This window comes from Pseudomonas sp. GL-RE-29 (assembly GCF_019947275.1).
Taxonomy (GTDB): domain Bacteria; phylum Pseudomonadota; class Gammaproteobacteria; order Pseudomonadales; family Pseudomonadaceae; genus Aquipseudomonas; species Aquipseudomonas fluorescens_A.
Genome location: NZ_JAGYGD010000033.1, coordinates 14,305 through 38,615, shown reverse-complemented (window position 1 = coordinate 38,615; position 24,311 = coordinate 14,305). Strand labels below are relative to the sequence as shown.

Here is a 24,311-nt window from a genome sequence, read left to right as displayed (position 1 = left end):
GCAAGCCGGCTCCTACGGGGTTTCCCACGATTTCGTGAAGATCCACAAAAAAGCCCCTGTCACTGATCAAGTGACAGGGGGTTTTTTTGTGGCCCGGATTCAGGCCCTGTCGCGTTCCAGTAGCGGCTTGAGGTAGTAGCCGGTGTGAGATTGCTTCATCTCGGCGACTTCTTCAGGCGTGCCGACGGCAATGATTTGCCCGCCTTTGGAACCGCCTTCCGGCCCGAGGTCCACCAGCCAGTCGGCAGTCTTGATTACATCAAGGTTGTGCTCGATTACCACCACCGTGTTGCCGTGGTCGCGCAGTCGATGCAGGACGTCGAGTAGTTGCTGGATATCCGCGAAGTGCAGGCCCGTGGTCGGCTCATCGAGGATGTACAGGGTTTTGCCGGTATCGCGCTTGGACAGCTCGCGGGACAGTTTCACCCGTTGAGCCTCACCACCGGACAAGGTGGTCGCGGATTGTCCCAGTTTGATGTACGACAGGCCGACGTCCATCAGCGTTTGTAGCTTGCGCGCCAGCGCCGGCACCGCGTCGAAGAACTCACGTGCTTCCTCGATGGTCATTTCGAGGGTTTCGTGGATGTTCTTGCCCTTGTATTTGATCTCCAGGGTTTCGCGGTTGTAGCGCTTGCTCTTGCACACGTCGCACGGCACGTAGATGTCCGGCAGGAAGTGCATTTCCACCTTGATCAGACCGTCGCCCTGGCAGGCTTCACAGCGTCCGCCCTTGACGTTGAAGGAGAACCGCCCCGGCCCATAACCTCGGGAGCGGGATTCCGGCACGCCGGCGAACAACTCGCGAATCGGCGTGAACAGCCCGGTGTAGGTCGCCGGATTGGAGCGTGGCGTTCGGCCGATCGGGCTCTGGTCGATATCGACGACCTTATCCAGATGTTCCAGGCCCTTGATACTGTCGTGAGCGGCAGCCTCAAGCGTCGTCGCACCGTTCAGCGCGGTGGCGCTCAGAGGAAACAGCGTGTTGTTGATCAGCGTCGATTTGCCCGAACCGGACACGCCGGTCACACAGGTCAGCAGGCCAATCGGGATATCCAGATCGACATTGCGCAAGTTGTTGCCACGAGCGCCTTTGAGCGACAGCGACATCTTCTTATTGCGTGGTGTGCGTTTGGCCGGCACTTCGATCTTCACCCGGCCCGACAGATACTTGCCGGTCAACGAATCAGGGTGAGCCATGACCTCTGCCGGCGTACCTTCGGCAACGATGTGCCCACCGTGAACCCCCGCACCCGGGCCGATATCCACCACATAGTCAGCCAGGCGAATCGCGTCTTCGTCGTGCTCGACCACGATCACCGTGTTACCGATATCGCGCAGGTGCTTGAGGGTGCCGAGCAAGCGGTCGTTATCGCGTTGGTGCAGGCCAATCGACGGTTCGTCGAGGATGTACAGAACACCGACCAGACCCGCGCCAATCTGACTGGCCAGGCGAATACGTTGAGCCTCACCACCGGACAAGGTGTCCGCGCTACGATCCAGTGATAGATAGTCGAGGCCAACGTTGACCAGAAATTGCAGGCGCTCGCGGATTTCCTTGAGGATCTTGTCGGCAATCTCGCCACGGCGGCCGGTCAGCTTCAGTCCACCGAAGTAATCGCACGCATCGCCGATGGGCAGGTTGGTCACCGCCGGCAGCGTTTTCTCGCCGACCCACACGTGGCGTGCTTCGCGACGGAGGCGTGTGCCGCGGCAGTCAGGGCAAGCCTGGGTGCTTAGGAACTTGGCCAGCTCTTCGCGCACCGAGGCAGACTCGGTTTCGCGGTAGCGGCGTTCCAGGTTCGGCACGATGCCTTCGAACGGGTGCGAGCGTTTGACGATATCGCCGCGATCGTTCAGGTACTTGAAGTCGACGTTTTGCGAGCCGCTGCCGTGCAGGATTTGCTTCTGCTGATCGGCCGGCAGATCGTTGAACGGTACTTCCAGGCTGAACTTGAAGTGGGACGCCAGTGAGCCAAGCATCTGGAAGTAATAGACGTTGCGCCGGTCCCAGCCGCGAATCGCGCCTTCGGCCAGCGTCAGCTCGCCGTTGACCAGCCGCTTGATGTCGAAAAACTGCTTCACGCCCAGGCCATCGCAAGTCGGGCAAGCGCCGGCCGGGTTGTTGAAGGAAAACAGTTTGGGTTCGAGCTCGCTGATGGCGTGGCCGCAAATCGGGCAGGCGAAGCGCGCGGAGAAGATCATCTCTTCGCCCGGCTCGTCGTCCATTGGCGCTACGAGGGCAATGCCATCCGCCAGCTTCAGCGCGGTCTCGAAGGATTCGGCCAGGCGCTGTTGCAGGTCGGCGCGAACCTTGAAACGGTCGACCACGACATCAATGGTGTGTTTTTTCTGCTTGTCGAGCTTGGGCGCTTCGTCCAGCTCATACAGCTTGCCGTTGATCCGGGCACGGACGAAGCCTTGGGCGCGCAGCTCTTCGAAGACTGAAAGATGTTCGCCTTTACGCTCGCGGATCACTGGGGCGAGCAACATCAGTTTGCTGCCCTCCGGTTGCGCCAGGACAAGGTCGACCATCTGGCTGACAGTCTGCGCTTCCAGCGGAATATCGTGATCCGGGCAGCGCGGAATGCCCACGCGTGCATAAAGCAGACGCAGGTAATCGTAGATTTCGGTGATGGTGCCGACGGTCGAGCGCGGGTTGTGCGAGGTCGATTTCTGTTCGATGGAGATCGCCGGCGACAGGCCTTCGATGGTATCGACGTCAGGCTTTTCCATCATCGACAGAAACTGGCGGGCATAGGCCGACAGCGATTCGACGTAGCGGCGCTGACCTTCGGCATACAAGGTGTCGAAAGCCAGGGACGACTTGCCGGAGCCGGACAGGCCGGTGATGACGATCAGCTTGTCCCGTGGCAGGGTCAGGTCGATATTCTTCAGGTTGTGGGTTCGAGCCCCACGAATCAGGATCTTGTCCAAAGTGGCCTCGCTTGGCGGGCGTCGAAAACGTAGGAGTATACGGCCAAATACTGGATGGATGCACACTATCGAATGATGTCATTGCAGGCTTACATGAAAGCTCTGTCATCTACACGCGGCAAAGCGTCGCGATATACCCTGCCAATCGATGGGACTGGTAGAATCGCCGCCGGTTCACATGAGGTTTTTCCATGCACGATCCCCACAGCGAACGCATGAGTGGCAGCGAGACCCGCGCGGCGAGCGGTCTGGCCCTGGTGTTCGCCTTCCGTATGCTTGGCATGTTCATGGTGTTGCCGGTATTGGCGACCTACGGCATGGACCTGGCAGGCGCGACCCCGGCCCTGATCGGGCTGGCGATTGGCGCTTATGGCCTGACCCAGGCGATTTTCCAGATTCCATTCGGCTTCATTTCCGATCGCATCGGTCGCCGTCCGGTGATTTACCTGGGGCTGATCGTCTTCGCCCTCGGCAGCGTGTTGGCAGCCAACGCCGATTCGATCTGGGGCGTGATCGCCGGACGCATCCTGCAGGGCGCCGGGGCGATCTCCGCAGCGGTCATGGCGTTGCTGTCGGACCTGACCCGTGAACAGCATCGGACCAAGGCCATGGCCATGATCGGCATGACGATTGGTCTGTCGTTCGCTGTCGCCATGGTTGTAGGACCGTTGCTGACCCGCGCCTTCGGCCTGTCCGGGCTGTTTCTCGCTACGGGCGGCATGGCGCTGTTCGGCATCGTGATCGTGATGTTCATGGTGCCGCGCTCCACCGGGCCGCTTCAGCATCGCGAATCCGGCGTGGCGCGCCAGGCGTTGATTCCGACCCTCAAGCACCCGGACCTGCTGCGCCTGGACTTGGGCATTTTTGTCTTGCACGCGATGCTGATGTCGAGCTTCGTTGCCTTGCCGCTGGCGTTGGTGGAGAAGGCCGGGCTGCCAAAGGAACAGCATTGGTGGGTTTATCTGACCGCTCTGCTGATTTCCTTCTTCGCCATGATTCCGTTCATTATCTATGGCGAGAAGCGACGCAAAATGAAACGAGTTTTGCTCGGCGCCGTCGTGACGCTGATGCTCACTGAGCTATTCTTCTGGCAGTTCGGCGATAGCTTGCGGGCTCTGGTGATTGGTACGGTGGTGTTCTTCACCGCGTTCAATCTGCTGGAAGCTTCGTTGCCTTCGCTGATCAGCAAGGTTTCACCGGCGGGCGGCAAAGGCACGGCGATGGGAGTTTATTCCACCAGTCAGTTCCTCGGATCGGCACTGGGCGGTATCCTCGGCGGCTGGTTGTTCCAGCATGGCGGTTTGTCGGTTGTGTTCCTCGGTTGCGCCGGGCTGGCTGCACTTTGGCTGGTTTTTGCTGTTACCATGCGTGAACCTCCCTACGTGACAAGCCTGCGCTTGCCGTTGTCGCCCGAGGCGATCCGCGAAGCGGGTCTGGTCGAGCGCCTGAAGGCTGTCGTAGGGGTAACAGATGCAGTGATCGTCGCGGATGAAGCGGCGATTTACATCAAATTGGACACCGAACTATTGGATCGCACCACCCTTGAGAGCCTGGTGAACAACCCGGCCGGGGCAGCGTGCGTAGCCTAGGAGAACGTAATGGCCCGTGGGGTTAACAAAGTCATATTGGTCGGCACTTGCGGCCAGGATCCTGAAGTTCGTTACCTGCCGAATGGCAACGCCGTGACCAACCTGAGTCTGGCGACCAGCGAACAGTGGACCGACAAGCAAACCGGTCAGAAAGTCGAAAAGACCGAATGGCACCGTGTGTCGATGTTCGGCAAAGTCGCAGAAATCGCTGGCGAGTACCTGCGCAAAGGTTCGCAGGTCTACATCGAAGGCAAACTGCAGACCCGCGAGTGGGAAAAAGACGGTATCAAGCGTTACACCACTGAAATCGTGGTCGACATGCAAGGCACCATGCAACTGCTAGGCGGCCGTCCTCAGGGCGACCAACAAGGCCAGGGCGGCGGTAACTACCAGCAATCCGCTCCGCGTCCGCAGGCTCAACGCCCAGCACCGCAACAGCAGCCACAGCGTCCAGCGCCTCAACAGGCCGCGCCGCAACCGGCTCCGGATTTCGACAGCTTTGATGACGATATTCCGTTCTAAGCAACTGCTTCCCCGAACGGCATAAAAAAGGCCCGTAGCGCTCAAACGCTACGGGCCTTTGTGTTTAAGGTTCGATCAGCTTTTGGCAAACGCCAACATATCCGCATTCACCTGATCCTTGTGCGTATCCGTCAGCCCATGCGGTGCACCGGGATAGACAATTAACTCGGCATGCTCGATCAATCGTTTGCTCTCCAGCCCAGCCGCTTGAATCGGCACGATCTGGTCGTCATCGCCGTGGATGATCAGGGTCGGCACGTCAAACTTCTTCAGGTCATCACGGAAATCCGTTTCCGAGAACGCCTTGATACTGTCCAGGGTGTTTTTGTGACCGCCCATCATGCCTTGCATCCAGAACGAGTCGATCAACCCTTGCGACGCTTTGGCACCCGGTCGGTTGAAGCCGAAGAACGGCCCGCCGGCGATGTCTTTGTACAGCTGCGAGCGGTCGGCGATGGAGCCGGCGCGGATGCCGTCGAAGACTTCGATCGGCAGGCCTTTGGGGTTGGTGTCGGTCTTCAGCATCAACGGCGGTACGGCGGAGATCAGCCCGGCTTTCGCCAGGCGACCGGTGCCGTGGCGACCGATGTAGCGGGCGACTTCGCCGCCGCCGGTGGAGAAACCGAAGAGGATCACGTCCTTGAGGTCCAGGTGTTCGATCAACTGCGCCAGGTCATCAGCGTAGTGATCCATGTCGTTGCCGTCCCACGGCTGGCTGGACCGGCCATGGCCCCGACGATCGTGTGCGATGGCGCGGAAACCGTTGTTGGCGAAATGCAGCATCTGCGATTCCCAACTGTCGGCGCTCAAGGGCCAGCCGTGGCTGAACACCACCGGTTGTCCGCTGCCCCAATCCTTGTAGTAGAGGGTGTTGCCTTCGCGAGTCGTCAGAGTAGCCATGTCGATCATCTCCAATGAAGTAGCGTGAATGAGGCGCTTACCGGGCGAGGAATTCGTCGGTGGATATCACGTTGGCGTAGGCAAAGCCCAAGGCCGCCATGAAGGCCGCGTGGACATGAGCCGCCGGAACGGTCACGCCATTGAATTCCAGGTCACGGGAGGCACAGGCATCGTGGATCACCGTGACGCTGTAGCCGAGGTCGTGGCCGGCGCGGGTGATGCCATCGACGCACATGTGGCTCATGCTGCCGACGACCACCAGTTCCTTGATGCCTTGCTCGTCGAGAATGGACTGTAGTTCGGTTTCGCGGAATGAGTTGACGAAGTGCTTGAGCACTACAGGTTCGTCGGCTTGGTTGAGGACTTTGGGATGAAGTTTTGCGCCTTCGGAATTCGGGGTGAAAAACGGTGCGTCTTCGGAGGTGAATTCGTGGCGGATGTGCACCACCGAATCACCAGCGTCACGAAAGGCTTTGAGCAGACGGACGGCGTTGTCCGCGGCGGCATCGGCGCCGACCAGCGGCCACTTGCCTTGTGGGAAGTAGTCTTTTTGGATATCGACTACGATGAGTGCTTGCTTGGCCATGACTGTTTCCTCGGAGTGCGGGTTGGTGTGGAATGAAGTATTGGCCCTGGCAAACCATCCGTGGATTGGCCGCACCGACAATAGAAGGGGGAAAACTGACAATGGACGCACAAAGGGCAATCGCCGAGCTGGGTGTGTTGATCTATCCCGGCGCGCAGATGGCGGCGGTGCATGGGTTGACGGACCTGTTCGGGGTGGCCAACCGGATCGCCGCCGAGCATCAGGTAGCGCGCTTGCCGTTGTTGCGGGTCAGCCATTGGCAGGTCGATGGCGAGCAGACTCCGGCGCGGGTCTACGACAGCCATCCTGGTACGGACGGCGCAATGGTGGCCGTGTTGATTCCGCCGTCGATTGCCGGCTTCTCCGAAGGCCAGGCACCGCAACCACTGCTGCGCTGGCTCCGGCAACAACACGCCAGCGGCGCGACCCTCGGTGGTGTCTGCGTGGGTTCGCTGCTGTTGGCCGAAAGTGGTTTGCTCGACGGTCGCAGCGCCACCACGCACTGGACCTCCGCGAAGACCTTCGCCGAGCGTTACCCGGCGATCAAGCTCAAGGCCGATACGCCCATCGTCGACGACGGCGACTTGATCACCACCGCTGGTTTGATGGCGTGGTCCGAGTTGGGATTGCGCCTGGTGGATCGACTGCTGGGACCGAGCATCGCCACCGGCACGGCGCGTTTTCTGGTGGTTGAACACAGCGACAGCGCCAGCGAATGCGGCAGCAATTTCGCACCGATTCTCAGCCATGGCGACGCCTCGATTCTCAAGGTTCAACACTGGCTGCAAGGCACCGGAGCCACTGACGTTTCGCTGCCGGCCATGGCCGAGCGGGCAGGGCTGGAAGAGCGCACGTTCCTGCGTCGGTTCCGCGCGGCGACCGGTCTCAAGCCGACTGAGTACTGCCAGCATCTGCGGGTCGGCAAGGCCCGGGAAATGCTCGAGTTCACCAACGGCACCATCGATCACATTGCCTGGACCGTGGGTTATCAGGATCCGGGTGCGTTTCGTTCGACGTTCAAGAAGATCACCGGGCTGGCGCCGAGTGATTATCGGGCGCGGTTTGGGGTGATGCCGAGTGTTGCAGCGCGATAGATTCCCTGTAGGAGCGAGCCTGCTCGCGATGGCGGCGTATCAGGCGAAAAAAATGGCGAATGTGCTGACCTGATCGCGAGCAGGCTAGCGCCTACAGGGGGCGTGGATGGACATGAACCGTGCAAAATGCCGGACTGTTGATGGTCGTCGTGCAGAATAAAACAGGCGCCGTGCCACTACCGTTTTCGCAAGCGGCTGATTTGAAAACCTTTTTTCTGAAGAAGCGGTTGGCCTGAACCCTGCACCCCATCAGCTACATTCATTCAGCGACCATTGAAGGGGGACGCATGACCCCAACAAGCCGCAAAAAACTGGTAGTCGCCCATTCGGTGCGTCCCGGTGCGCCGCAGCACGAAGTCGAAACCAATCGCGCGCTGGCCCGCTGGCTGGCGCAAATTCTCGGGCTTAAATTCGGCGGCAACTTCGATCCGCAGTTGCATGGCGGTCGAGATATTTATCTGTTGCCGACCCAGACACTGGTAGGCGCCGCTGCTGCCCGTGAGTTGGGCATCAAAGGGCCGGAGGATTTATGGGGCGGTTATGTCGAACACGACTTCATCTGCACCAAAGCCATCACCCACGGTTTATTGAACAGGCATGCCCACGCACCACAAGGCTGGTCGCCGTTGTTTTCCGCGCGAGTGCGCTCTGTGGTGCTCGATGGACTCAGTGTTTTCTCCTTCGACGACGCGCGAGCAGCAGCGGAGCATCTGCTCTACAGCGGTCCGATCCGCATGAAGCCGATCCATGCCTGCGCCGGGCGCGGACAAGAAGTGATCAACAGCCTCGATCAGTTCGATGAAATCCTCGCCCGACCCGAAGCGAGAGCGCTGTTCAATGAAGGCGTGGTGCTGGAGCAGGACCTGGACCAGGTGATTACCCACAGCGTCGGCCAGAGTTTTATCGGCGATAAAGTGCTGAGTTACTGCGGTGATCAATACTTGACCAAAGACGCTCACGACGAAGAGGTCTATGGTGGTTCCAACCTGCTGGTGGTGCAGGGCGGTTACGACGATTTGCTGACGCTGGACTTGCCTGACGATGTGCGACTGGCAATCAAGCAAGCCCAGGTGTTCGATGGCGCTGCGGATGAAGCCTATCCCGGTTTCTATGCTTCACGGCGCAATTACGACATCGCCCAGGGCGTCGCCAGCGACGGCCAGCAACGCAGCGGTGTGCTCGAACAATCCTGGCGCATGGGCGGGGCCAGCAGCGCGGAAGTGGCGGCCTTGCAGAGCTTCGTCAACGATCCGCAGATGCGCGCGATTCGCGTGTCTTCGGTGGAAACCTACATCGATCAGCCGCTGCCCGCGGACGCCATTGAGGTGTACCGTGGTCCTGCAGAGAACAGTGATTTCCTACTCAAGTACGTAACGGTCAATTCCTATGACGGCTAGAAGCGAAAGCATTCAAATCGACATCGACGACGAACAGATGAGCGGCACTTTTCTCAGTCCCAAATCGAAAGTCCCCGGCGTGTTGTTCGTACACGGCTGGGGCGGCAGCCAGGAGCGCGATCTGGAGCGTGCAAAAGGCATCGCCGGGTTAGGTTGTGTGTGCCTGACCTTCGACCTGCGCGGGCACACCAGCGGCACCGGAATCCCGTTGGCCCGCGTGACCCGTGAAGACAATTTGCGCGATTTGCTGGCGGCCTATGACCGTTTACTCTCGCACCCCGCACTGGATACCTCGGCCATTGCTGTGGTCGGTACCAGTTACGGCGGTTACCTGGCTTCGATCCTCACGTCGCTGCGGCCCGTGCGCTGGCTGGCGCTGCGGGTGCCGGCGCTGTATCGCGACGATCAATGGCACACGCCCAAGCGTGACCTGGACAAACTCGATCTGCGCGATTACCGCAGTACATTGGTGCGCGCCGACAACAATCGGGCGCTGCATGCCTGTTCGCAATTTACCGGGGATGTGTTGCTGGTGGAGTCGGAAACCGATGACTACGTCCCGCACGCGACCATCATGAGTTACCGCGCGGCGTGTCAGCAGACCCACTCGCTGACCCACCGCATCATCGACGGCGCCGACCATGCGCTGAGCAATCCCGTTTCACAGCAGGCCTACACCTCGACCCTGGTGGGCTGGATCACTGAAATGGTGGTGGGGGAGCGGTTGAGCATTATTCAGTCCAAGTGATTTTTTGCTGTTCTTTAAGCCGTCATCGCGGGCAAGCCCGCTCCCACAGTGAGTGCTGGTGTTCACAATATTTGCGTTCACCGCCAAACCCTGTGGGAGCGGGCTTGCCCGCGATGGCGTCCGAAAGAACACCACCCATCACTTGGGTTTCTTCGAGATCCGCAACGACTTTGCCTTGGCCTCCACCAGCAAATACATCACCAGCGTGATCAACAGCGGTAGCAGGAAATAGATCGCCCGATAAGCCAGCAACCCCGCCACCAGACTGCCCCGCGATGCTTCGTGTTGCAACAACGCCACGAACACCGCTTCCAGCACACCGAGCCCCGCCGGAATGTGGGTGATGACCCCGGCGATGGCGCTGATCAGCAACACACCGAGCACCAACGGATAGTCGAGTTTGCTCGGCAACAGCGTGAAAATCACTGCCGCCATCAACGACCAGTTCAGCGCCCCGAGGGCCAGTTGCAGGATCGCCATGCGCAGTGACGGCAGGTTGATTTCCACCCCGCGAATCGACCATTCCCGACGCTTGGAAAACTGGCACGCCGCCAGGTAGCCCGCACTCACCAACAACAGCAACACACCCACCGCTTGCAGCGCACCGCTGCTGAGTTTCCAGCCCGGTGGCATGCGCACCAGCCCGCTACTGAATATCGCGCCGGCAATCACCATGTAGCCAAACCAGTTGGTCGCCAGGCTGAGGCCGAGGATTTTCGCAATGTTGGCTTTGCTCACCCCGAGCCGCGAATACAGGCGATAGCGCATGGCAATGCCGCCGACCCACGCGCTCAAGTTGAGGTTGAAGGCGTAGCTGATGATGCCCACCGGCAGAATCTGTTTCCACGTCAGGTCCTGGCGGATGTAGGTGCGGCCAATCAGGTCGAAACAGGCGTACACCAGAAAACTCAACAGGGTCAGCCCGGCCGCGATGATCAAGGTGCGTACCTTGAAATCGGCCAGGGTGTCGAACACTTCGTTCCATTCGATGCGCTGGGCAAACATCGTCAACAGCACGATCAGCGCCAGGAAAAACAACATCGTCAGCGGTCGTTTCCAGCGGCTCCAGCGCGACTTTGCCGGGTGCTCGGCGTGGGGCGCCGCGTGTGCTTCAGTGCGGCTCATGTTGATCGCTCCCGGTCGGTGGGGTGAACGCTTTCAGACGTGGTTTATGTGCGGGCAACCACCCGGCCCAGGCCGGAAAATGCCGCAGGAAGTGGAACACCAGAAAACCCACGGTCATGTGCCAGACTCGCCCGCGCGGGGCCTTGTCCACCGACATGGATTTGCAGTGGTTGTCACTGAGGTCTTCGAGGCGATCGAACAGGACGCGGTTGAACCCACGGTCGCGGATCAACACGTTGGCCTCCAGGTTCATCGACAGGCTCAACGGGTCGAGGTTGCTGGAGCCGACGGTGCTCCAGTCTTCGTCCACCAGCGCGACTTTGCCGTGCAGTGGCCGGTCGCAGTATTCGAAGATTTTCACCCCGGACTTGAGCAGATAATCGTAGGTCATGCGCGCTGCCAGTTTGGCCACCAGCATGTCCGGTTGGCCCTGGAGAATCAGGCGCACTTCAACGCCACGGCGCGAAGCGTTGCGGATTTCCCGCAGCAACCGATAGCCGGGAAAGAAGTAGGCGTTGGCGATGACCACGCGCCGCTGCGCCGTGCGCAACGCCAGGCGGTAAACCTCTTCGATGTCGGTAGAGTGCTCGGCGTTGTCGCGGTATACCAGCCGCACCTGGCCATCGTGATCAGTCACGGCCAGTTCTGAGCGCCGTTGCCGACGGCGTTGCCACCAATATTTGGCTCGCGCCGGACGACCGCATTGCAGCAGGGCAAAGTGATGAATGTCGGCCACCGCCGGGCCTTGCACTTCAACCGAATAATCCTGCTTGGCCTCGGGGCCGAAGTCGGCCAAATGGTCGGCGGAAAAATTGATCCCGCCAATGAAGGCTACCGTCCCGTCTACGACCACGATTTTGCGGTGCAGGCGGCGGAACCAGTTGGTGCGAATGCCCAGGCGCTTCGGCGCCGGGTCGAACATTTGCAGGTGCACGCCGGCACCGCTCAGGGCCGTGAGATAGGCGGTGGTCAGCTCTCCGCAGCCAAACCCGTCGAAACTGGCGGTGACCCGAACACCCCGTTGAGCGGCCTCGATGAGCACCTCCTTCAATTCATCGCCGACCTTGTCCTCAAAGACAATGAAGGTTTCCAGGAGGATTTCGGTTTTGGCCTGGCGCATGGCCTCGAACACCCGGGGGAAATAGGCCTCGCCGTTTTCCAGCAGTTCGACCCGATTGTTGCCTTGCCAGCCGTACTCGACGTCGACCACTGCCGGCTCGCTGATGGGCGGCGCGGCAATCGTTTCCACCGTGGTTTTTTCCATCGTCGGGATGCTCATAGTTCGATCTCCACCGACAACGGTGCGTGATCCGAAAGGTGGGACCAGGGCCGCGTCGTCAGCACTTGCGGACTACTGGCCTTGAGGTTTCGCACGTAGATGCGGTCCAGGCGCAGCGCCGGCAAACGTGCGGGGAAACTGCGCGCCGGTTTGCCGTGGTGTTCGGCGAATACCTCACGCAATCCGCAGGGCTTGAGCAGGGCATCCGCGCGCTGGCGCCAGTCATTGAAGTCACCGGCAATCACCACCGGGGCATCTCTGGGCAATTCTTCCAGGCGACGCGTCAGCAGTTTGAGTTGTTCGGTGCGGTGGGTTTCGCGCAGGCCCAGATGGACGCAAATGGCATGCACCTCCGGACCATCGCCCGGCAGGCGCAACACGCAATGCAGGATGCCGCGGTTCTCGTGGCCGCTGATGGACACGTCGAGGTTGTCGTGGCGCACGATCTGGAATTTCGACAGCAGAGCATTGCCGTGATCGCCCGCCGGATAAACCGCGTTGCGCCCATAGGCGAACTGCGGCCACAGCGTGTCGGCGAGGAACTCGTATTGCGGCATTGCCGGCCAATTGTCGTAGCGCTTTGGATGCTGTTCGTGGGTGCCGTGCACTTCCTGCAAAAACACCACATCGGCAGACACGCTGCGCACCGCTTCGCGCAGTTCCGGCAGGATGAACCGTCGGTTCAGGGCCGTGAAGCCTTTGTGCGTGTTGACGGTCAGGATCGTGAAACGATGCACCGTGGTGTCGATGGTCGCTTGCTCGTCGGTGGTGCCAACCGGCTCGGAAATGCTCATGGCAGCACTCCTTCGGCAACCGGTTCACCGGGTGAGGTGAGCAGGTTTTTGTCGAGGTCGAAGCTTTCCAGCAAACGCCGCGCATCGAAGGGTGCGCGGACCTTGATGTCGTTATCGAAATAGCAAAACACGTCTCGCGACTTGCGCGCCCGGGGTTTCAGTCGAGGTGCAATCAGATGCGGATCACCCGGTTGGCGCCCGTGGTGCCAGGCTTCTATGCGGTCGGCCCAGCGTTTGAGTGCTTGCGGGGTGTAGCCGCTGGCGTAGAGCTCTTCGGCGCCGTGCAGGCGCAGATAGACGAAGTCGCTGGTGATGTCTTCGCGATATGGCCATTTTCCAGCGGTGTCGGCGATGACCAACGCTGTGTTGTAGCGTTTGAGCAGGCGCACAAAGGCCGGGTCAATGAAGCTTTCGTGACGGATTTCCACAGCGTGGCGCAAGGGCTTTTTCCCGTTCGCTTTCAGGCTGGCGTGGCCGTTCACGTGAGCATCGTGTTGGCGGGCGAGGGCGGCGGCTTGTGCGGTGTCGTGGGGCAATTGTTCGAGGAAGGTTTCGAACAGCTCGGCGTCGAATTTGAAGTTGGGCGGAAACTGCCAAAGGATCGGGCCGAGTTTCTCCTTGAGTTCCAGTACTCCGGACGCAAAGAAATTCGCCAGGGGTTTGTGGATGTCACGCAGGCGCTTGATGTGGGTGATGAAGCGTGGGGCTTTGACGCTGAATACGAAGTGCTCCGGGGTTTCGGCGTACCACTGCGCGTAGCGTTCAGGCCGTTGCAGGGCGTAAAACGATCCATTGATCTCGATGCTGTTGACTGCCCGTGAGGCGAATTGCAATTCGCGCTTCTGGGCCAGGCCCTTCGGGTAGAAATCCCCCCGCCAGGGCGTGTAGCGCCAACCTGAAATACCGATGTGAATCGCCGCCATGTCGCCTCCCGTCTGACTGCCCCCTGATCTTTTGATGACTGCGGGGCGGTGGCGAAAGTTTCGGCGAGGCTACGGACGGTCAAAGCGAAACACCTGTAGGAGCTGCCGAAGGCTGCGATCTTTTGATCTTGAAGAACAAAATCAAAAGATCGCAGCCTGCGGCAGCTCCTACAGGGGATCAGTGGCCGGCGACGATGCGGGTTGAGCCTTGGGAATAGACCGGGCCGAGGCGATCCAGACGTCCGCTCCACGCGGTCAATGCCAACGCCACCAACACCACCAAACCACCGATCCACGCGGTATGGATCAATCCCATGTGGGCGACGATCAAGCCACCACCCCACGCGCCGCCAGCAATACCGAGATTGAACGCGGCGATGTTCAGGCCGGACGCCACGTCCACCGCATGGGGCGTGTGATGTTCAGCCTGGCGCACCACATACACTTGCAGCCCCGGCACGTTGCCGAACGCCACGGCGCCCCAGACCAGCACGGTGGCCAGTGCCAGCCATGGGTTGCCGGCGGTGAAGGTCAGGACAAACAGAACGGCGGCGAGCAGGGCGAAGATGATTTTCAAGGCGCTGATCGGGCCGCGTTTGTCCGCCAGTTTGCCGCCCCAGATGTTGCCGACAGCCACCGAGACGCCGTAGACCAACAGCACCAGGCTGACGGTGCTGGCGCTGAAGCCGGAGATGTCCTGAAGGATCGGCGCCAGGAACGTGAACGCGATGAACGATCCACCGTAACCGACCGCCGTCATGGCGTAGACCAGCAACAGGCGTGGCTGCTTGAGCACTTGCAACTGCTGCAACAACGAAGCGGGTTTGCTGTGGGCGATGTTTTTCGGCACGTAGAGCAGGCTGCCGATAAAGGCAATGACACCCAATGCCGACACGGCGAGGAAGGTTTCACGCCAGCCGAAATGTTGGCCGATAAAAGTACCCAACGGCACGCCGGTAACCAGTGCCACGGTCAGGCCGGTGAACATGATGGCGATGGCGCTGGCGGCTTTTTCCTTGGACACTAGACTGGTGGCGATCGTCGAGCCGATCGAGAAGAACACCCCATGGGCCAGCCCGGTGACGATTCGCGCAATGATCAGCGATTCATAACCTGGCGCTTTCCAGGCCAACAGATTGCCGAGGGTAAACAGCACCATCAGCGACAACAACAGCAATTTGCGCGGGACTTTGCCAGTCAGGGCGGTCAGCACCGGAGCGCCGACGGCGACGCCCAGCGCGTACAGGCTGACCAACAGGCCGGCGGACGGCAGACTGACCCCGAGGTCGGCGCCGATGGTCGGTAACAGGCCAACGATGACGAATTCGGTCGTCCCGATGGCAAAAGCGCTGAGGGTCAGCGCGAGCAAGGCAATGGGCATGGCTGCAACTCCGGTGGGTTGATTCGATGGAGCGCAGTGTCAGGGTTTGGGTTGTGCGGAAAAATACAGGGATGAGCATTTGATATTTGCGTGTAGATCAAATATTGCAGGTGACACGGGAGCACTGTGGCGAGGGAGCTTGCTCCCGCTCGGCTGCGAAGCAGTCGCAAAACCAAAGTATGCGGTGTGTCTGAAGCAACCGGTTTGGGGGCGCTTCGCACCCCAGCGGGAGCAAGCTCCCTCGCCACGGAAGCGTCAAACACCCGATCATCTGTGGGCCAACAGCGAACTTGCCCGGCATTTCCCGATCAGTTCCTTACAGTCTTGTCCAAAGGAGCGGGTACGTTGATCAAGCTCAAGACCGCGATGCTATTGGGGGCGCTGCTGTTTTTCGGCAGCGAGGAACTGGAAGCAGCAGTAATACCAGGCGTGCCGGCAGCCACCACCGCTGCGACACCGCCAGCCCATCCGCAACCGTTGGTGCAGGGCGGGTTGCTAGGCGCCATCAGTTCGAGCATCGATGGAATCCAGAACAAGCTCAATCTCAACAAGGACCTGCTCGACGCCTGGCGTTTGCGCGCTGACCGTGCCGCCGATGAGGTGGATCAACTGGTCAATCGTCCATCGGCCCGTTCGAGCTGGGCCGTGGCCGGGGATTTTCTGCTGCTGACGGCGGTGTGGGTCGGTGTTTTCGGGCTGCTTTGGCTGTTCGGCAAGTTCTTGACCGAACGTCTGTGCCGCCATCGACTGCTGCTCAGTCGAGAGCGTGGGCAGGCGTTGCTGGGTTATGTGTTGCCCTACAGCATTCCGGCGGTGATTAGCTTGCCGCTGACGATTTATGTCAGCCAGTTTTTGCCTGTTTCGGCCGGCCGCGCACTGGCACTGTGTTTGGCTTATGCCTCCAGCAGTGGTGTGTTCGCCGCGTCATTGGTGATGTCCCTGGCGGTGCTGTTCAACGTTGGGCACAAGCGCCGGGCGGTACAGATCATTCGCCATGACAGCCCACGGCCGCTGTTCGCGATCGGTTTCCTCGTGGCCCTGAGCGATGCGTTGACCAGCCCGCAGATCGCCCATCAATTGGGTAACAACCTCACCAGCAGCATCGCGGTGTTTACCGGTCTGGCGGCCTCGATTTCCTTTGGTTTGCTGGTGATCCGCATGCGCCGCCCGGTCGCCCATGTGATCCGGATTCTGCCGCTGGCCCAACGTCGATCGCAGCCAGCGTTGCGCGAAACGCTGCGGATTTTTTCCGGGCTCTGGTATTGGCCGATTCTGTTGATGGTGCTGGTCTCGATCATCAACCTGATCGGCATCGGCGATGACAATCAGCAAGTGCTGCGCAGCGCGCTGTTTACTACGGTGTTGCTGATTGCGACGGTGTTTCTCAGCACCACGCTGCACCATTTGTTCAAGACCCGCAGCGAGACCGACGTACGCCGCAATGGCGCCTACAAAGAACGCTTTCTGAGCCTTTCCCACGCGTTACTGCGCATCGCCATGGCTATCGTGTTCATCGATATCCTCGGGCGAATCTGGGGCGTGTCGCTGTTCGAATTCGCGGTGAGCAATGCGGTGGGTCGGGCGATCAGTGATTCCCTGAGCCACATCGGGCTGATCTTCCTGGTGACCTGGATGGTCTGGGTCGTGCTCGACACGGCGATCCAGGAAGCCCTGAAACCTCCGGCCAGCAAACGCGGAGCACGCCAGCCGAGTACGCGGGTGAAAACCATCCTGCCGTTGCTGCGCAACGCGGTCAAAATCATCCTGGTGGTGATCTGCGCCATCACCACCATGGCCAATCTGGGCATCAATGTTGCGCCGTTCCTGGCCGGTGCCGGGGTCATCGGTCTGGCGATTGGTTTCGGTTCCCAGCAACTGGTCCAGGACGTGATTACCGGGTTGTTCATCATCATCGAAGACACTCTGTCCATCGGCGATTGGGTGGTGCTCGACTCCGGGCACGCCGGTACCGTCGAAGGCCTGACCATCCGCACCTTGCGCCTGCGCGACGGCAAAGGGTTCGTGCACTCGGTGCCCTTTGGCCAGATCAAGGCTGTCACCAACCAATCGCGGCAATTTGCCTATGCGTTCTTCTCGGTGCAGTTCACTTACGACACCGATGTCGACAAGGCCATCGAACTGATTCGCGAGGCCGGGCATTCCATCAGTGACGACCCGTTCCTCAAGTACAACCTGCAAGGGCCGCTGGATGTGTTCGGCGTCGACAAAATGGACCTCAACGGCGTGGTGCTGACGGCGCAGTTTCGTACCGTGTCCGGTGGGCAATATGCGGTGAGCCGGGCGTTCAACCAGCGTTTGAAAAAGCTTGTGGATAACAGCCCGTGGGTGCATTTCGCGCAGACTTATCCACAGCAGGTTTTGATGCCGAGGCAACATCCGGCTGAGCCGTTGCAGGATGGGGCGGCTGAGCCGGAGCATTCGGCGGTGTTATTGCCGGAGGGGTCGCGGCCTCAGTAAATGTGTCGGTTGTGATGGCCTCATCGCCGGCAAGCCAGCTCCCACAGGGTTTTGTGAACAACAGAAATCTCTGTGGAAGCTGGCTTGCCAGCGACGAGGGCAGCCCAGCCAACATCAATGCCGGATCAATTTACTGTGCACTTCAGCCATCGCCTGCTGATCCAGTTCCAGCCAAAAATACGGCTGACCCGCAATCTGCCCAGCCGCCGGCAAACCATCGCGATACACCAGCCGATTACTCGCCAGCGCCGGCACTTTCACGCCGGGTAACAGCGTGCCGGCGAGGTTCAGCGGATCGACCCCGCACACCGCGATCAAGCTCCCGTCATGGGGTCGACGCCGTACCTCGCGTAGCAGTGGAATCGCCTCGGGCAACGCGAACTGCTCGCCCGCCAAACCACTGACAAACCGCCCGCCGCGAATTTCTCCCCGGGCTTCCAACCGATGGAAGGTACGCAGCAATTCCCGCCAGCTCGGCAGCCAGTCCGCCTCGCGCTCCAGCAAGCGCCAGAACACTACGCCGTAGCGGCGCAGCAGCGTCATGGCGATGTGTTCCAGGGTCTCGGCAGGCGTGGGCGCCGGACGTTGGTTATCCACAACCGGCGCGCCAACACCACGTCGCAACAGCGCCCAGCGCCCGGCATCGTCCATGCCGCCGACAAACGCGCCGCGCCCACGTCGGCTACTGCGCTGCTGGCGCTTGCTGGCCGGCGTGATCAGCGCCCGCAGGCCGGCGAAGCTGTCGGCATTCACCAGCCCGGCGCCCACCAATTCCTGCAAGGCGATTTCCAGTTCCGCGCGCAGCAGATGCGCCTCGTGAATCAACTCATCGAAAAACAGCGCGCCGTGTTGGCTGAGCGCGGCGTGGACCTTTTGTGTTTTCGGCGACAGTTCGCTGACTGGCGTCTGTTCGGTCAAGTCGCTCCAGAGCCCGACCCGATTGCGCGGCAACAACAGAATCGGCGTGCTGCGCAGGGCCGTGCCGGTGCTTTTGTTGCGCGCAGTGAGCCGAGTCCAGACCAGTTTGCCGCTGCGGCACAGCTCGTCCAGCCAGGTCGGCGAATAATCCTTGAGACGCGCTGGCAGGACGTCGCTGTCCCAGGCCGACGCGGCGGCGGGGTAGCCTTCGAACTGCGCGATGATCGCCAGCAACACCGCGTTGCCCTGGCCGCGGGTGGCGCTGGACAAGTGCTGCCAGTCGAACAGAAAACGCATGAAATCCTGCAACGCCACCGGCTCGATTTCCCGGCGCAGGCGCTTGACTGTGTAGCGGTGAATCCGCGCCAGCAGATGCCGTTCGCACCATTCATCTTCATGGCTGCCCGGCGTGAAGCGGCCGCGCAATACATAACCTTCGCGCTCCAGATGCGCCAGTGCGTGGGTGACTTGTGTCGTCGGCAATAGCAGCGGTTCGGCAATCGCCGGCAGTGGCAGGGGACCAAACGCGCTGAGCCGGGCGCGAATTACTTCGAGTACGGCGTCGTCTGCTTGCCAAGCTTCATCGAATCCCGGCAACGCCTCCAGCGGCGGCGAAAAAATGGCCTGTGGATAAATCGCCCGCAGGCAGGTCAGTCGTTCCCGCGCCAGCCAAAGTGAGTGATTGATGCGACAGGCACGGCCGCTGTCGGCCAGGGCATTTAACCAATCGAGCCAACCGGCGTTGGCGCTGGCTTCGGCCTCGGTGATGCAGGCCAGGCTCATCAACGCCTCGTGCATTTCGTCGACGCTACCTGGTGCCGGCCATGCTTCTTCGCCCACGGCGGCAATCGCCTCGGCGTCCAGTGCTCCGAGGTCGTCGGTGGACTGTGGATCGCTCCAGCGCCGGTTGATAACGGCTTGGGTCCGGCGCTCTTCCAGCGGCGCGTCGTCAAGAAAGGTGTAGGGCCGGGCGCTGAGAATTTCCGCCGCCAGTGGCGAAGGCGCGGGCAGGTCGCGGCTGATCAACCGCACCTCACCACGCTCCATGCGCCGCAACAAGGTCAGCCAGCCTTCGCTGTCCATCGCTTCGTGCAGGCAATCGTCGAGGGTTTGCTCCACCAGCGGGTGGTCGGGAACTTCCCGTTCGCCTACGAGGTTTTCCACGCAGGCAATCTGATCGGGAAACACACTGGCGATCAGGTCCTCGCTTTTCATCCGTTGGATCTGCGGCGCAACTTTGCGCCCGCCGGTATAACGCGGCAACGCCAGGGCCACGCCGGCATTCCAGCGCCAGCGCACACCGAACAGCGGCGCATCGAGCACGGCCTGGATCAGCGTGTGCTCGGCGCTGTTGCTGTGCAGGTAACGCCAGACGTCATCCAGTTCAAAACTGTGGCTGGTGGACAGCGACAGGACGATGGCGTCCTCGCTGGCGGCGGCCTGCAATTCGAAGTTGAAGGTGCGGCAAAAACGCTTGCGCAGAGCCAGGCCCCAGGCGCGGTTGATGCGGCTGCCGAACGGGCTGTGGATGATCAGTTGCGTACCACCGGACTCGTCGAAAAACCGCTCCATCAGCAGCGTGTCTTGTGAGGGCAGGGCGCCGAGGGTCTGGCGCGCACGGGCGAGGTATTCGACCAGTTGTTCGGCGCTGGCCAGGTTCAAACCGAGGGTGTCGGTCAGCCAGTCGAGACTGGGCTGCAAGTTGCCCGGCGTGGCACCGAGCAGTTCATCAAGCTGCGCTTGCAAGCGGGCCACGGCAAATGACAGTTCGGCACTGCGCCCCGGCGCTTCGCCGAGCCAGAATGGAATGGTCGGTGGCTGACCGTGGGCATCTTCGACTCGAACCTTGCCGGTTTCGACCCGCAGGATCCGATACGAAGTATTGCCCAACTGGAACACGTCGCCAGCGATGCTTTCCACGGCAAAGTCTTCGTTGACGCTGCCGATGTTCAACGCTTGCGGCTCCAGCAGCACGCTGTAATCGGCGTTGTCCGGAATGGTCCCGCCGCTGGTCACGGCGGTCAATTTGGCACCCCGACGACCGCGTAGGGTACGGCTGACGGCGTCGCGGTGCAGGTACGCGCTGCGGACACCCTGGCGCCCGTTGTAGCCTTCGGCGAGCATTTGCAGCAGCGCTTGATAGTGCTTTTCGTCGAGCGCGGCGTAGGGCGAAGCCTGGCGGAACAGTGCGAGCAACGCGTCCTCCGACCACTCCCGGCAACTGACTTCAGCGATGATCTGTTGCGCCAGCACGTCCAGCGGCGCTTCGGGAATCAGCAGCGTGTCGAGTTCGCCCCGACGCACGCAGTCGAGCAGGGCAGCGCATTCGATCAGATCGTCGCGGGTGGTGGCGAACAAGCGGCCCTTGGGCGTGCCACCGACCTGGTGCCCGGAGCGACCGACTCGTTGCAGAAACCCAGCAATAGAGCGCGGTGAGGCAATCTGGCAAACCAAATCGACATCGCCAATATCGATGCCCAGTTCCAGCGACGCCGTGGCGATCAGCACTTGCAGTTCGCCGCGCTTGAGTCGCTGCTCGGCGTCCAGGCGAATCTCCTTGGCCAGACTGCCGTGGTGCGCGCCCACGGCGTCCTTGCCGAGGCGTTCGCTCAAGTGTCGGCTCAAGCGTTCGGCGAGGCGTCGGGTGTTGACGAAAATCAGCGTGGTGCGGTGTTCGCGGGCGAGGGCGGCGAGGCGGTTGTAGACCAGTTCCCAGACATCGTTGGCCATCACCGCCGACAGCGGCACGGGCGGCACTTCGATGCCCAGGTCTCGCGGGCGGGCGTGGCCGATGTCGATGATCTCGCAGGGGCGATCACGACCGACCAGAAATCGAGAGACCGCTTCGATGGGTTTTTGCGTGGCCGACAGACCGATGCGCACCAGCGGCTCAGTACACAGCGCCTGCAGGCGTTCGAGGCTCAGGGCCAGGTGACTGCCGCGTTTGCTGGCGGCGATGGCGTGGATTTCATCGACGATCACCGTGCGCGTGGTCTTGAGCATTTGCCGTCCGGAGTCGGAGCCGAGCAGCACGTAGAGCGATTCCGGGGTGGTGACCAGAATATGCGGCGCTGTTTTGCGCATCGCCGAGCGGTCTTTTTGCGGCGTGTCGCCGGTGCGCACGGCGGTGGTGATCTGCAAGGGCGGCAGGCCCATGGCGTGCAATTGCTCGGTGATGCCGGCCAATGGATTTTGCAGGTTGATGCGGATGTCGTTGGACAGCGCCTTGAGCGGCGAGACGTAGACCACCAGGGTCTCGTCAGGTAAACCTTCAGGGTGCTCCAGGCCTCGATGGACCAAGTCGTCAATCACGGCGAGGAACGCGGTAAGCGTCTTGCCGGATCCGGTGGGCGCGGCGATCAGGGTCGAACGGCGCTGGCGGATCAACGGCCACGCCCGGGCCTGGGCGGCGGTCACCGTCGCGAAGGTCTTGCTGAACCAGGCGCTGACGGCGGGGTGGAAGCCGCTCAGGGCACTGTCTGCGGGGATGGGCAGGTTCATGTGCTGATTTATGCGGGTGGGGCGGGGAAGTTGCAAGTACCGCTCGGTTGTCACAGCCCCTGTGGCGAGGGAGCTTGCTCCCGCTGGGCTGCGAAGCGGCCCCAAATTGTTGGCGACTGCTTCGCAGTCGAACGGGAGCAAGCTCCCTCGCCACTGGGGCTGCATTGAAATCCCGCACATCTACACTTTACGGATGACGGTTGCGCACTAAACCCGCAAAATGCAACGATTCCGGCATCTATCGACGACAGCGCCCGCAAGCGTTGTCGACAAAGCCATTGTTTCAATCAGATTGGGCCTGCTGACTCTATGCGAATGCGCCTTATGTTACTGGGCGGCGGAAATGCCCTTGGGCAGGCGCTGATTCGCCTCGGTGCGGAGGAAGACATCGGTTTCCTCGCCCCCCGCCCACCCCAAGACGGCTGGGATGCCGCGAGCCTGACGCAACTGCTCGACGACACCCGCCCGGACGCGTTGATCAACCTCGCCTACTACTTCGACTGGTTCCAGGCCGAGGCGGTCAGCGAACAGCGTCTGGCCGGGCAGGAGCGGGCGATCGAGCGCCTGGCCGAACTGTGCCAGCACCACAACATCGTTCTGCTGCAACCGTCGAGTTATCGCGTGTTCGACGGTTCCCGCGCGACCGCCTACAGCGAAAAAGACGAGCCAGTGCCGTTGGGCCTGCGCGGTCAGGCCTTGTGGCGGATCGAACAGAGCGTACGCGCCACGTGTCCGCAACACGTACTGCTGCGTTTCGGCTGGCTGCTCGATGACAGCCCCGACGGCACCCTTGGGCGCTTCCTCGGCCGGGCGGAAAATCCGGAAGAGCTGCTGATGGCCGACGATCGTCGCGGCAATCCGACCCCGGTGGATGACGCCGCCCGGGTGATTATTTCGGTACTCAAGCAACTCGACTGCGCCGCGCCGTTGTGGGGCACCTATCACTACGCCGGGCATGAGGCGACGACGCCGCTGGCGTTGGGTCAGGCGATCCTCACCGAAGCGCGCGCCCTGCATCCGCTGGCCATCGAAGCCCCGACCGCCCAGGCCCATGCCGCGCGGCCGGACGCCGCCGAAGAACCGCAACACGCGGTGCTGGCCTGCAAGAAAATTCTGCACACCTTCGGGATCAAGCCACGCGCCTGGCGTGCGGCGCTTCCCGGCTTACTGGACAGGTTCTATCGTCATGGCTGACCGCCCCGTTTTAATCACTGGCGGTGCCGGTTTCATTGGTTCGCACCTGACCGACGCGTTGCTTGCCAAGGGCCATTCGGTGCGGATTCTCGATGACCTGTCGACCGGCAAGCGCAGCAATCTGCCGCTGGACAATCCCAAGGTCGAACTGATCGTCGGCGACGTTGCCGATGCCGCGTTGGTTGCCCAAGCGATGCTCGGTTGCAGCGCCGTGGCGCACCTGGCGGCAGTGGCCTCGGTGCAGGCTTCGGTGGACGACCCGGTGAAGACCCATCAAAGCAATTTCATTGGCTCGCTGAATGTCTGCGAAGCCATGCGCCAGACCGGCGTAAAGCGCGTGCTGTTCGCCTCAAGCGCGGCGGTCTATGGCAACAATGGCGAAGGCGAGTCGATCAACGAAGACACGCCCAAGGCACCGTTGACGCCTTACGCGTCGGACAAACTGGCCAGCGAGCAGTACTTCGATTTCTATCGGCGCCAGCATGCACTGGAACCGGTGATTTTCCGCTTCTTCAACATCTTCGGCCCGCGCCAGGATCCGTCCTCGCCTTATTCCGGGGTGATCAGCATTTTCAGCGAACGCGCGCAGAAAGGCCTGCCGATCACCGTGTTTGGTGACGGTGAACAGACGCGGGATTTTGTCTACGTCGAGGATCTGGTCGACTTGCTGGTGCAGGCCATCGAGAAAACTCAGGTGGAAGAGGGCGCGGTCAACGTCGGCTGGAACCAGGCGACCAACCTCAAGCAAATGCTGGCAGCCCTTGAAGTCGTGGTCGGCAAACTGCCGCCCGTGAGCTACGGCCCGGCGCGCTCCGGTGACATCCGTCATTCACGGGCGGACAACCGGCGCTTGCTGGAACGCTTCGACCGTCCGCAGCAGACGCCGATGAGTGTCGGGCTGGCGCGGTTGTTGGGCCGCTGAGGCAAGCAGCCGAAAAAAAGGCGCCC

General features: G+C 61.2%; 17 protein-coding genes. 8 read left to right on the top strand and 9 right to left on the bottom strand.

What is annotated here, in order from left to right:
• Nucleotides 1-99: 99 nt before the first annotated feature.
• Nucleotides 100-2,934: an excinuclease ABC subunit UvrA gene (uvrA, locus tag KGB21_RS23240; protein ID WP_223506873.1), complete on the bottom strand. Its 2,835-nt coding sequence runs from the start codon at nt 2,932-2,934 to the stop codon at nt 100-102.
• Between the two features lie 191 nt (nt 2,935-3,125).
• On the opposite strand from uvrA, the gene KGB21_RS23235 reads away from it, so the two are divergent.
• Nucleotides 3,126-4,523 (top strand): MFS transporter, encoded by a 1,398-nt coding sequence (locus tag KGB21_RS23235; RefSeq protein ID WP_034148069.1) that lies wholly within the window; start codon nt 3,126-3,128, stop codon nt 4,521-4,523.
• Between the two features lie 9 nt (nt 4,524-4,532).
• Nucleotides 4,533-5,045 (top strand): single-stranded DNA-binding protein, encoded by a 513-nt coding sequence (locus KGB21_RS23230; RefSeq protein WP_034148068.1) that lies wholly within the window; start codon nt 4,533-4,535, stop codon nt 5,043-5,045.
• A 75-nt stretch (nt 5,046-5,120) separates the two neighbouring features.
• On the opposite strand, the gene KGB21_RS23225 is transcribed toward KGB21_RS23230, so the two are convergent.
• Together KGB21_RS23225 and KGB21_RS23220 are read right to left on the bottom strand one after the other, a co-directional pair.
• Complete coding sequence (locus KGB21_RS23225; RefSeq protein ID WP_223506872.1) at nt 5,121-5,945, bottom strand: alpha/beta fold hydrolase; 825 nt, start codon at nt 5,943-5,945, stop codon at nt 5,121-5,123.
• A 37-nt stretch (nt 5,946-5,982) separates the two neighbouring features.
• Nucleotides 5,983-6,531 carry a cysteine hydrolase family protein gene (locus tag KGB21_RS23220; RefSeq protein ID WP_223506871.1) on the bottom strand — a complete coding sequence of 183 codons (549 nt, stop codon included), beginning with the start codon at nt 6,529-6,531 and terminating at the stop codon, nt 5,983-5,985.
• Between the two features lie 101 nt (nt 6,532-6,632).
• Between KGB21_RS23220 and KGB21_RS23215 the strand changes: the two genes are divergently transcribed.
• From KGB21_RS23215 to KGB21_RS23205, 3 genes are all read left to right on the top strand, one after another.
• Nucleotides 6,633-7,625 carry a GlxA family transcriptional regulator gene (locus KGB21_RS23215; RefSeq protein ID WP_223506870.1) on the top strand — a complete coding sequence of 331 codons (993 nt, stop codon included), beginning with the start codon at nt 6,633-6,635 and terminating at the stop codon, nt 7,623-7,625.
• Between the two features lie 287 nt (nt 7,626-7,912).
• The gene (locus tag KGB21_RS23210; protein ID WP_223506869.1) at nt 7,913-9,022 is read left to right on the top strand and encodes a DUF3182 family protein; all 1,110 of its coding nucleotides are present in this window, start codon (nt 7,913-7,915) and stop codon (nt 9,020-9,022) included.
• A complete protein-coding gene (locus tag KGB21_RS23205; RefSeq protein ID WP_034148064.1) occupies nt 9,012-9,770 on the top strand; it encodes an alpha/beta hydrolase family protein in 759 nt (252 codons plus the stop codon). Before KGB21_RS23210 ends, KGB21_RS23205 begins: the two co-directional genes overlap by 11 nt.
• A 138-nt stretch (nt 9,771-9,908) precedes the next feature.
• Here the strand turns inward: KGB21_RS23205 and KGB21_RS23200 are convergent, their stop codons facing one another.
• The 5 genes from KGB21_RS23200 to KGB21_RS23180 all read right to left on the bottom strand — a co-directional run bounded on the left by KGB21_RS23200 (nt 9,909) and on the right by KGB21_RS23180 (nt 15,272).
• Nucleotides 9,909-10,895 (bottom strand): lysylphosphatidylglycerol synthase domain-containing protein, encoded by a 987-nt coding sequence (locus KGB21_RS23200; RefSeq protein ID WP_223506868.1) that lies wholly within the window; start codon nt 10,893-10,895, stop codon nt 9,909-9,911.
• Nucleotides 10,882-12,174: a cardiolipin synthase ClsB gene (gene clsB / locus KGB21_RS23195; protein WP_034148062.1), complete on the bottom strand. Its 1,293-nt coding sequence runs from the start codon at nt 12,172-12,174 to the stop codon at nt 10,882-10,884. The genes KGB21_RS23200 and clsB overlap by 14 nt, the downstream gene beginning before the upstream one ends.
• The gene (locus tag KGB21_RS23190) at nt 12,171-12,968 is read right to left on the bottom strand and encodes an endonuclease/exonuclease/phosphatase family protein (RefSeq protein ID WP_223506867.1); all 798 of its coding nucleotides are present in this window, start codon (nt 12,966-12,968) and stop codon (nt 12,171-12,173) included. The genes clsB and KGB21_RS23190 overlap by 4 nt, the downstream gene beginning before the upstream one ends.
• On the bottom strand, nt 12,965-13,891 hold the full coding sequence (locus KGB21_RS23185; RefSeq protein ID WP_034148060.1) for a DUF72 domain-containing protein: 927 nt from the start codon (nt 13,889-13,891) through the stop codon (nt 12,965-12,967). Before KGB21_RS23185 ends, KGB21_RS23190 begins: the two co-directional genes overlap by 4 nt.
• A gap of 178 nt (nt 13,892-14,069) precedes the next feature.
• Complete coding sequence (locus KGB21_RS23180) at nt 14,070-15,272, bottom strand: MFS transporter (RefSeq protein ID WP_034148059.1); 1,203 nt, start codon at nt 15,270-15,272, stop codon at nt 14,070-14,072.
• Between the two features lie 345 nt (nt 15,273-15,617).
• On the opposite strand from KGB21_RS23180, the gene KGB21_RS23175 reads away from it, so the two are divergent.
• Nucleotides 15,618-17,750, top strand: a complete 2,133-nt coding sequence (locus tag KGB21_RS23175; RefSeq protein ID WP_223506866.1) for a mechanosensitive ion channel family protein — start codon at nt 15,618-15,620, stop codon at nt 17,748-17,750.
• A gap of 114 nt (nt 17,751-17,864) precedes the next feature.
• Here KGB21_RS23175 and KGB21_RS23170 read toward each other — a convergent pair whose 3' ends face one another.
• Entirely contained in the window at nt 17,865-22,169 is a 4,305-nt protein-coding gene (locus tag KGB21_RS23170; RefSeq protein ID WP_223506865.1) for a DEAD/DEAH box helicase, read from the bottom strand.
• A gap of 309 nt (nt 22,170-22,478) precedes the next feature.
• Here KGB21_RS23170 and KGB21_RS23165 point away from each other — a divergent pair, with 309 nt between their 5' ends.
• Nucleotides 22,479-23,363 (top strand): sugar nucleotide-binding protein, encoded by an 885-nt coding sequence (locus KGB21_RS23165; RefSeq protein ID WP_034148056.1) that lies wholly within the window; start codon nt 22,479-22,481, stop codon nt 23,361-23,363.
• Nucleotides 23,356-24,285 carry an NAD-dependent epimerase/dehydratase family protein gene (locus tag KGB21_RS23160; RefSeq protein ID WP_223506864.1) on the top strand — a complete coding sequence of 310 codons (930 nt, stop codon included), beginning with the start codon at nt 23,356-23,358 and terminating at the stop codon, nt 24,283-24,285. The genes KGB21_RS23165 and KGB21_RS23160 overlap by 8 nt, the downstream gene beginning before the upstream one ends.
• The last annotated feature ends 26 nt before the right edge of the window (nt 24,286-24,311 follow it).

Coding starts and splice junctions, on each gene's coding strand:
- KGB21_RS23185 (WP_034148060.1), bottom strand. CDS start 13,891: ATGGCGGCGATTCACATCGGTATTTCAGGTTGGCGCTACACGCCCTGG.
- KGB21_RS23180 (WP_034148059.1), bottom strand. CDS start 15,272: ATGCCCATTGCCTTGCTCGCGCTGACCCTCAGCGCTTTTGCCATCGGG.
- KGB21_RS23225 (WP_223506872.1), bottom strand. CDS start 5,945: ATGGCTACTCTGACGACTCGCGAAGGCAACACCCTCTACTACAAGGAT.
- KGB21_RS23200 (WP_223506868.1), bottom strand. CDS start 10,895: ATGAGCCGCACTGAAGCACACGCGGCGCCCCACGCCGAGCACCCGGCA.
- KGB21_RS23235 (WP_034148069.1), top strand. CDS start 3,126: ATGCACGATCCCCACAGCGAACGCATGAGTGGCAGCGAGACCCGCGCG.
- KGB21_RS23205 (WP_034148064.1), top strand. CDS start 9,012: ATGACGGCTAGAAGCGAAAGCATTCAAATCGACATCGACGACGAACAG.
- KGB21_RS23210 (WP_223506869.1), top strand. CDS start 7,913: ATGACCCCAACAAGCCGCAAAAAACTGGTAGTCGCCCATTCGGTGCGT.
- KGB21_RS23165 (WP_034148056.1), top strand. CDS start 22,479: ATGCGAATGCGCCTTATGTTACTGGGCGGCGGAAATGCCCTTGGGCAG.
- KGB21_RS23190 (WP_223506867.1), bottom strand. CDS start 12,968: ATGAGCATTTCCGAGCCGGTTGGCACCACCGACGAGCAAGCGACCATC.
- clsB (WP_034148062.1), bottom strand. CDS start 12,174: ATGAGCATCCCGACGATGGAAAAAACCACGGTGGAAACGATTGCCGCG.
- KGB21_RS23170 (WP_223506865.1), bottom strand. CDS start 22,169: ATGAACCTGCCCATCCCCGCAGACAGTGCCCTGAGCGGCTTCCACCCC.
- KGB21_RS23230 (WP_034148068.1), top strand. CDS start 4,533: ATGGCCCGTGGGGTTAACAAAGTCATATTGGTCGGCACTTGCGGCCAG.
- KGB21_RS23220 (WP_223506871.1), bottom strand. CDS start 6,531: ATGGCCAAGCAAGCACTCATCGTAGTCGATATCCAAAAAGACTACTTC.
- KGB21_RS23215 (WP_223506870.1), top strand. CDS start 6,633: ATGGACGCACAAAGGGCAATCGCCGAGCTGGGTGTGTTGATCTATCCC.
- KGB21_RS23160 (WP_223506864.1), top strand. CDS start 23,356: ATGGCTGACCGCCCCGTTTTAATCACTGGCGGTGCCGGTTTCATTGGT.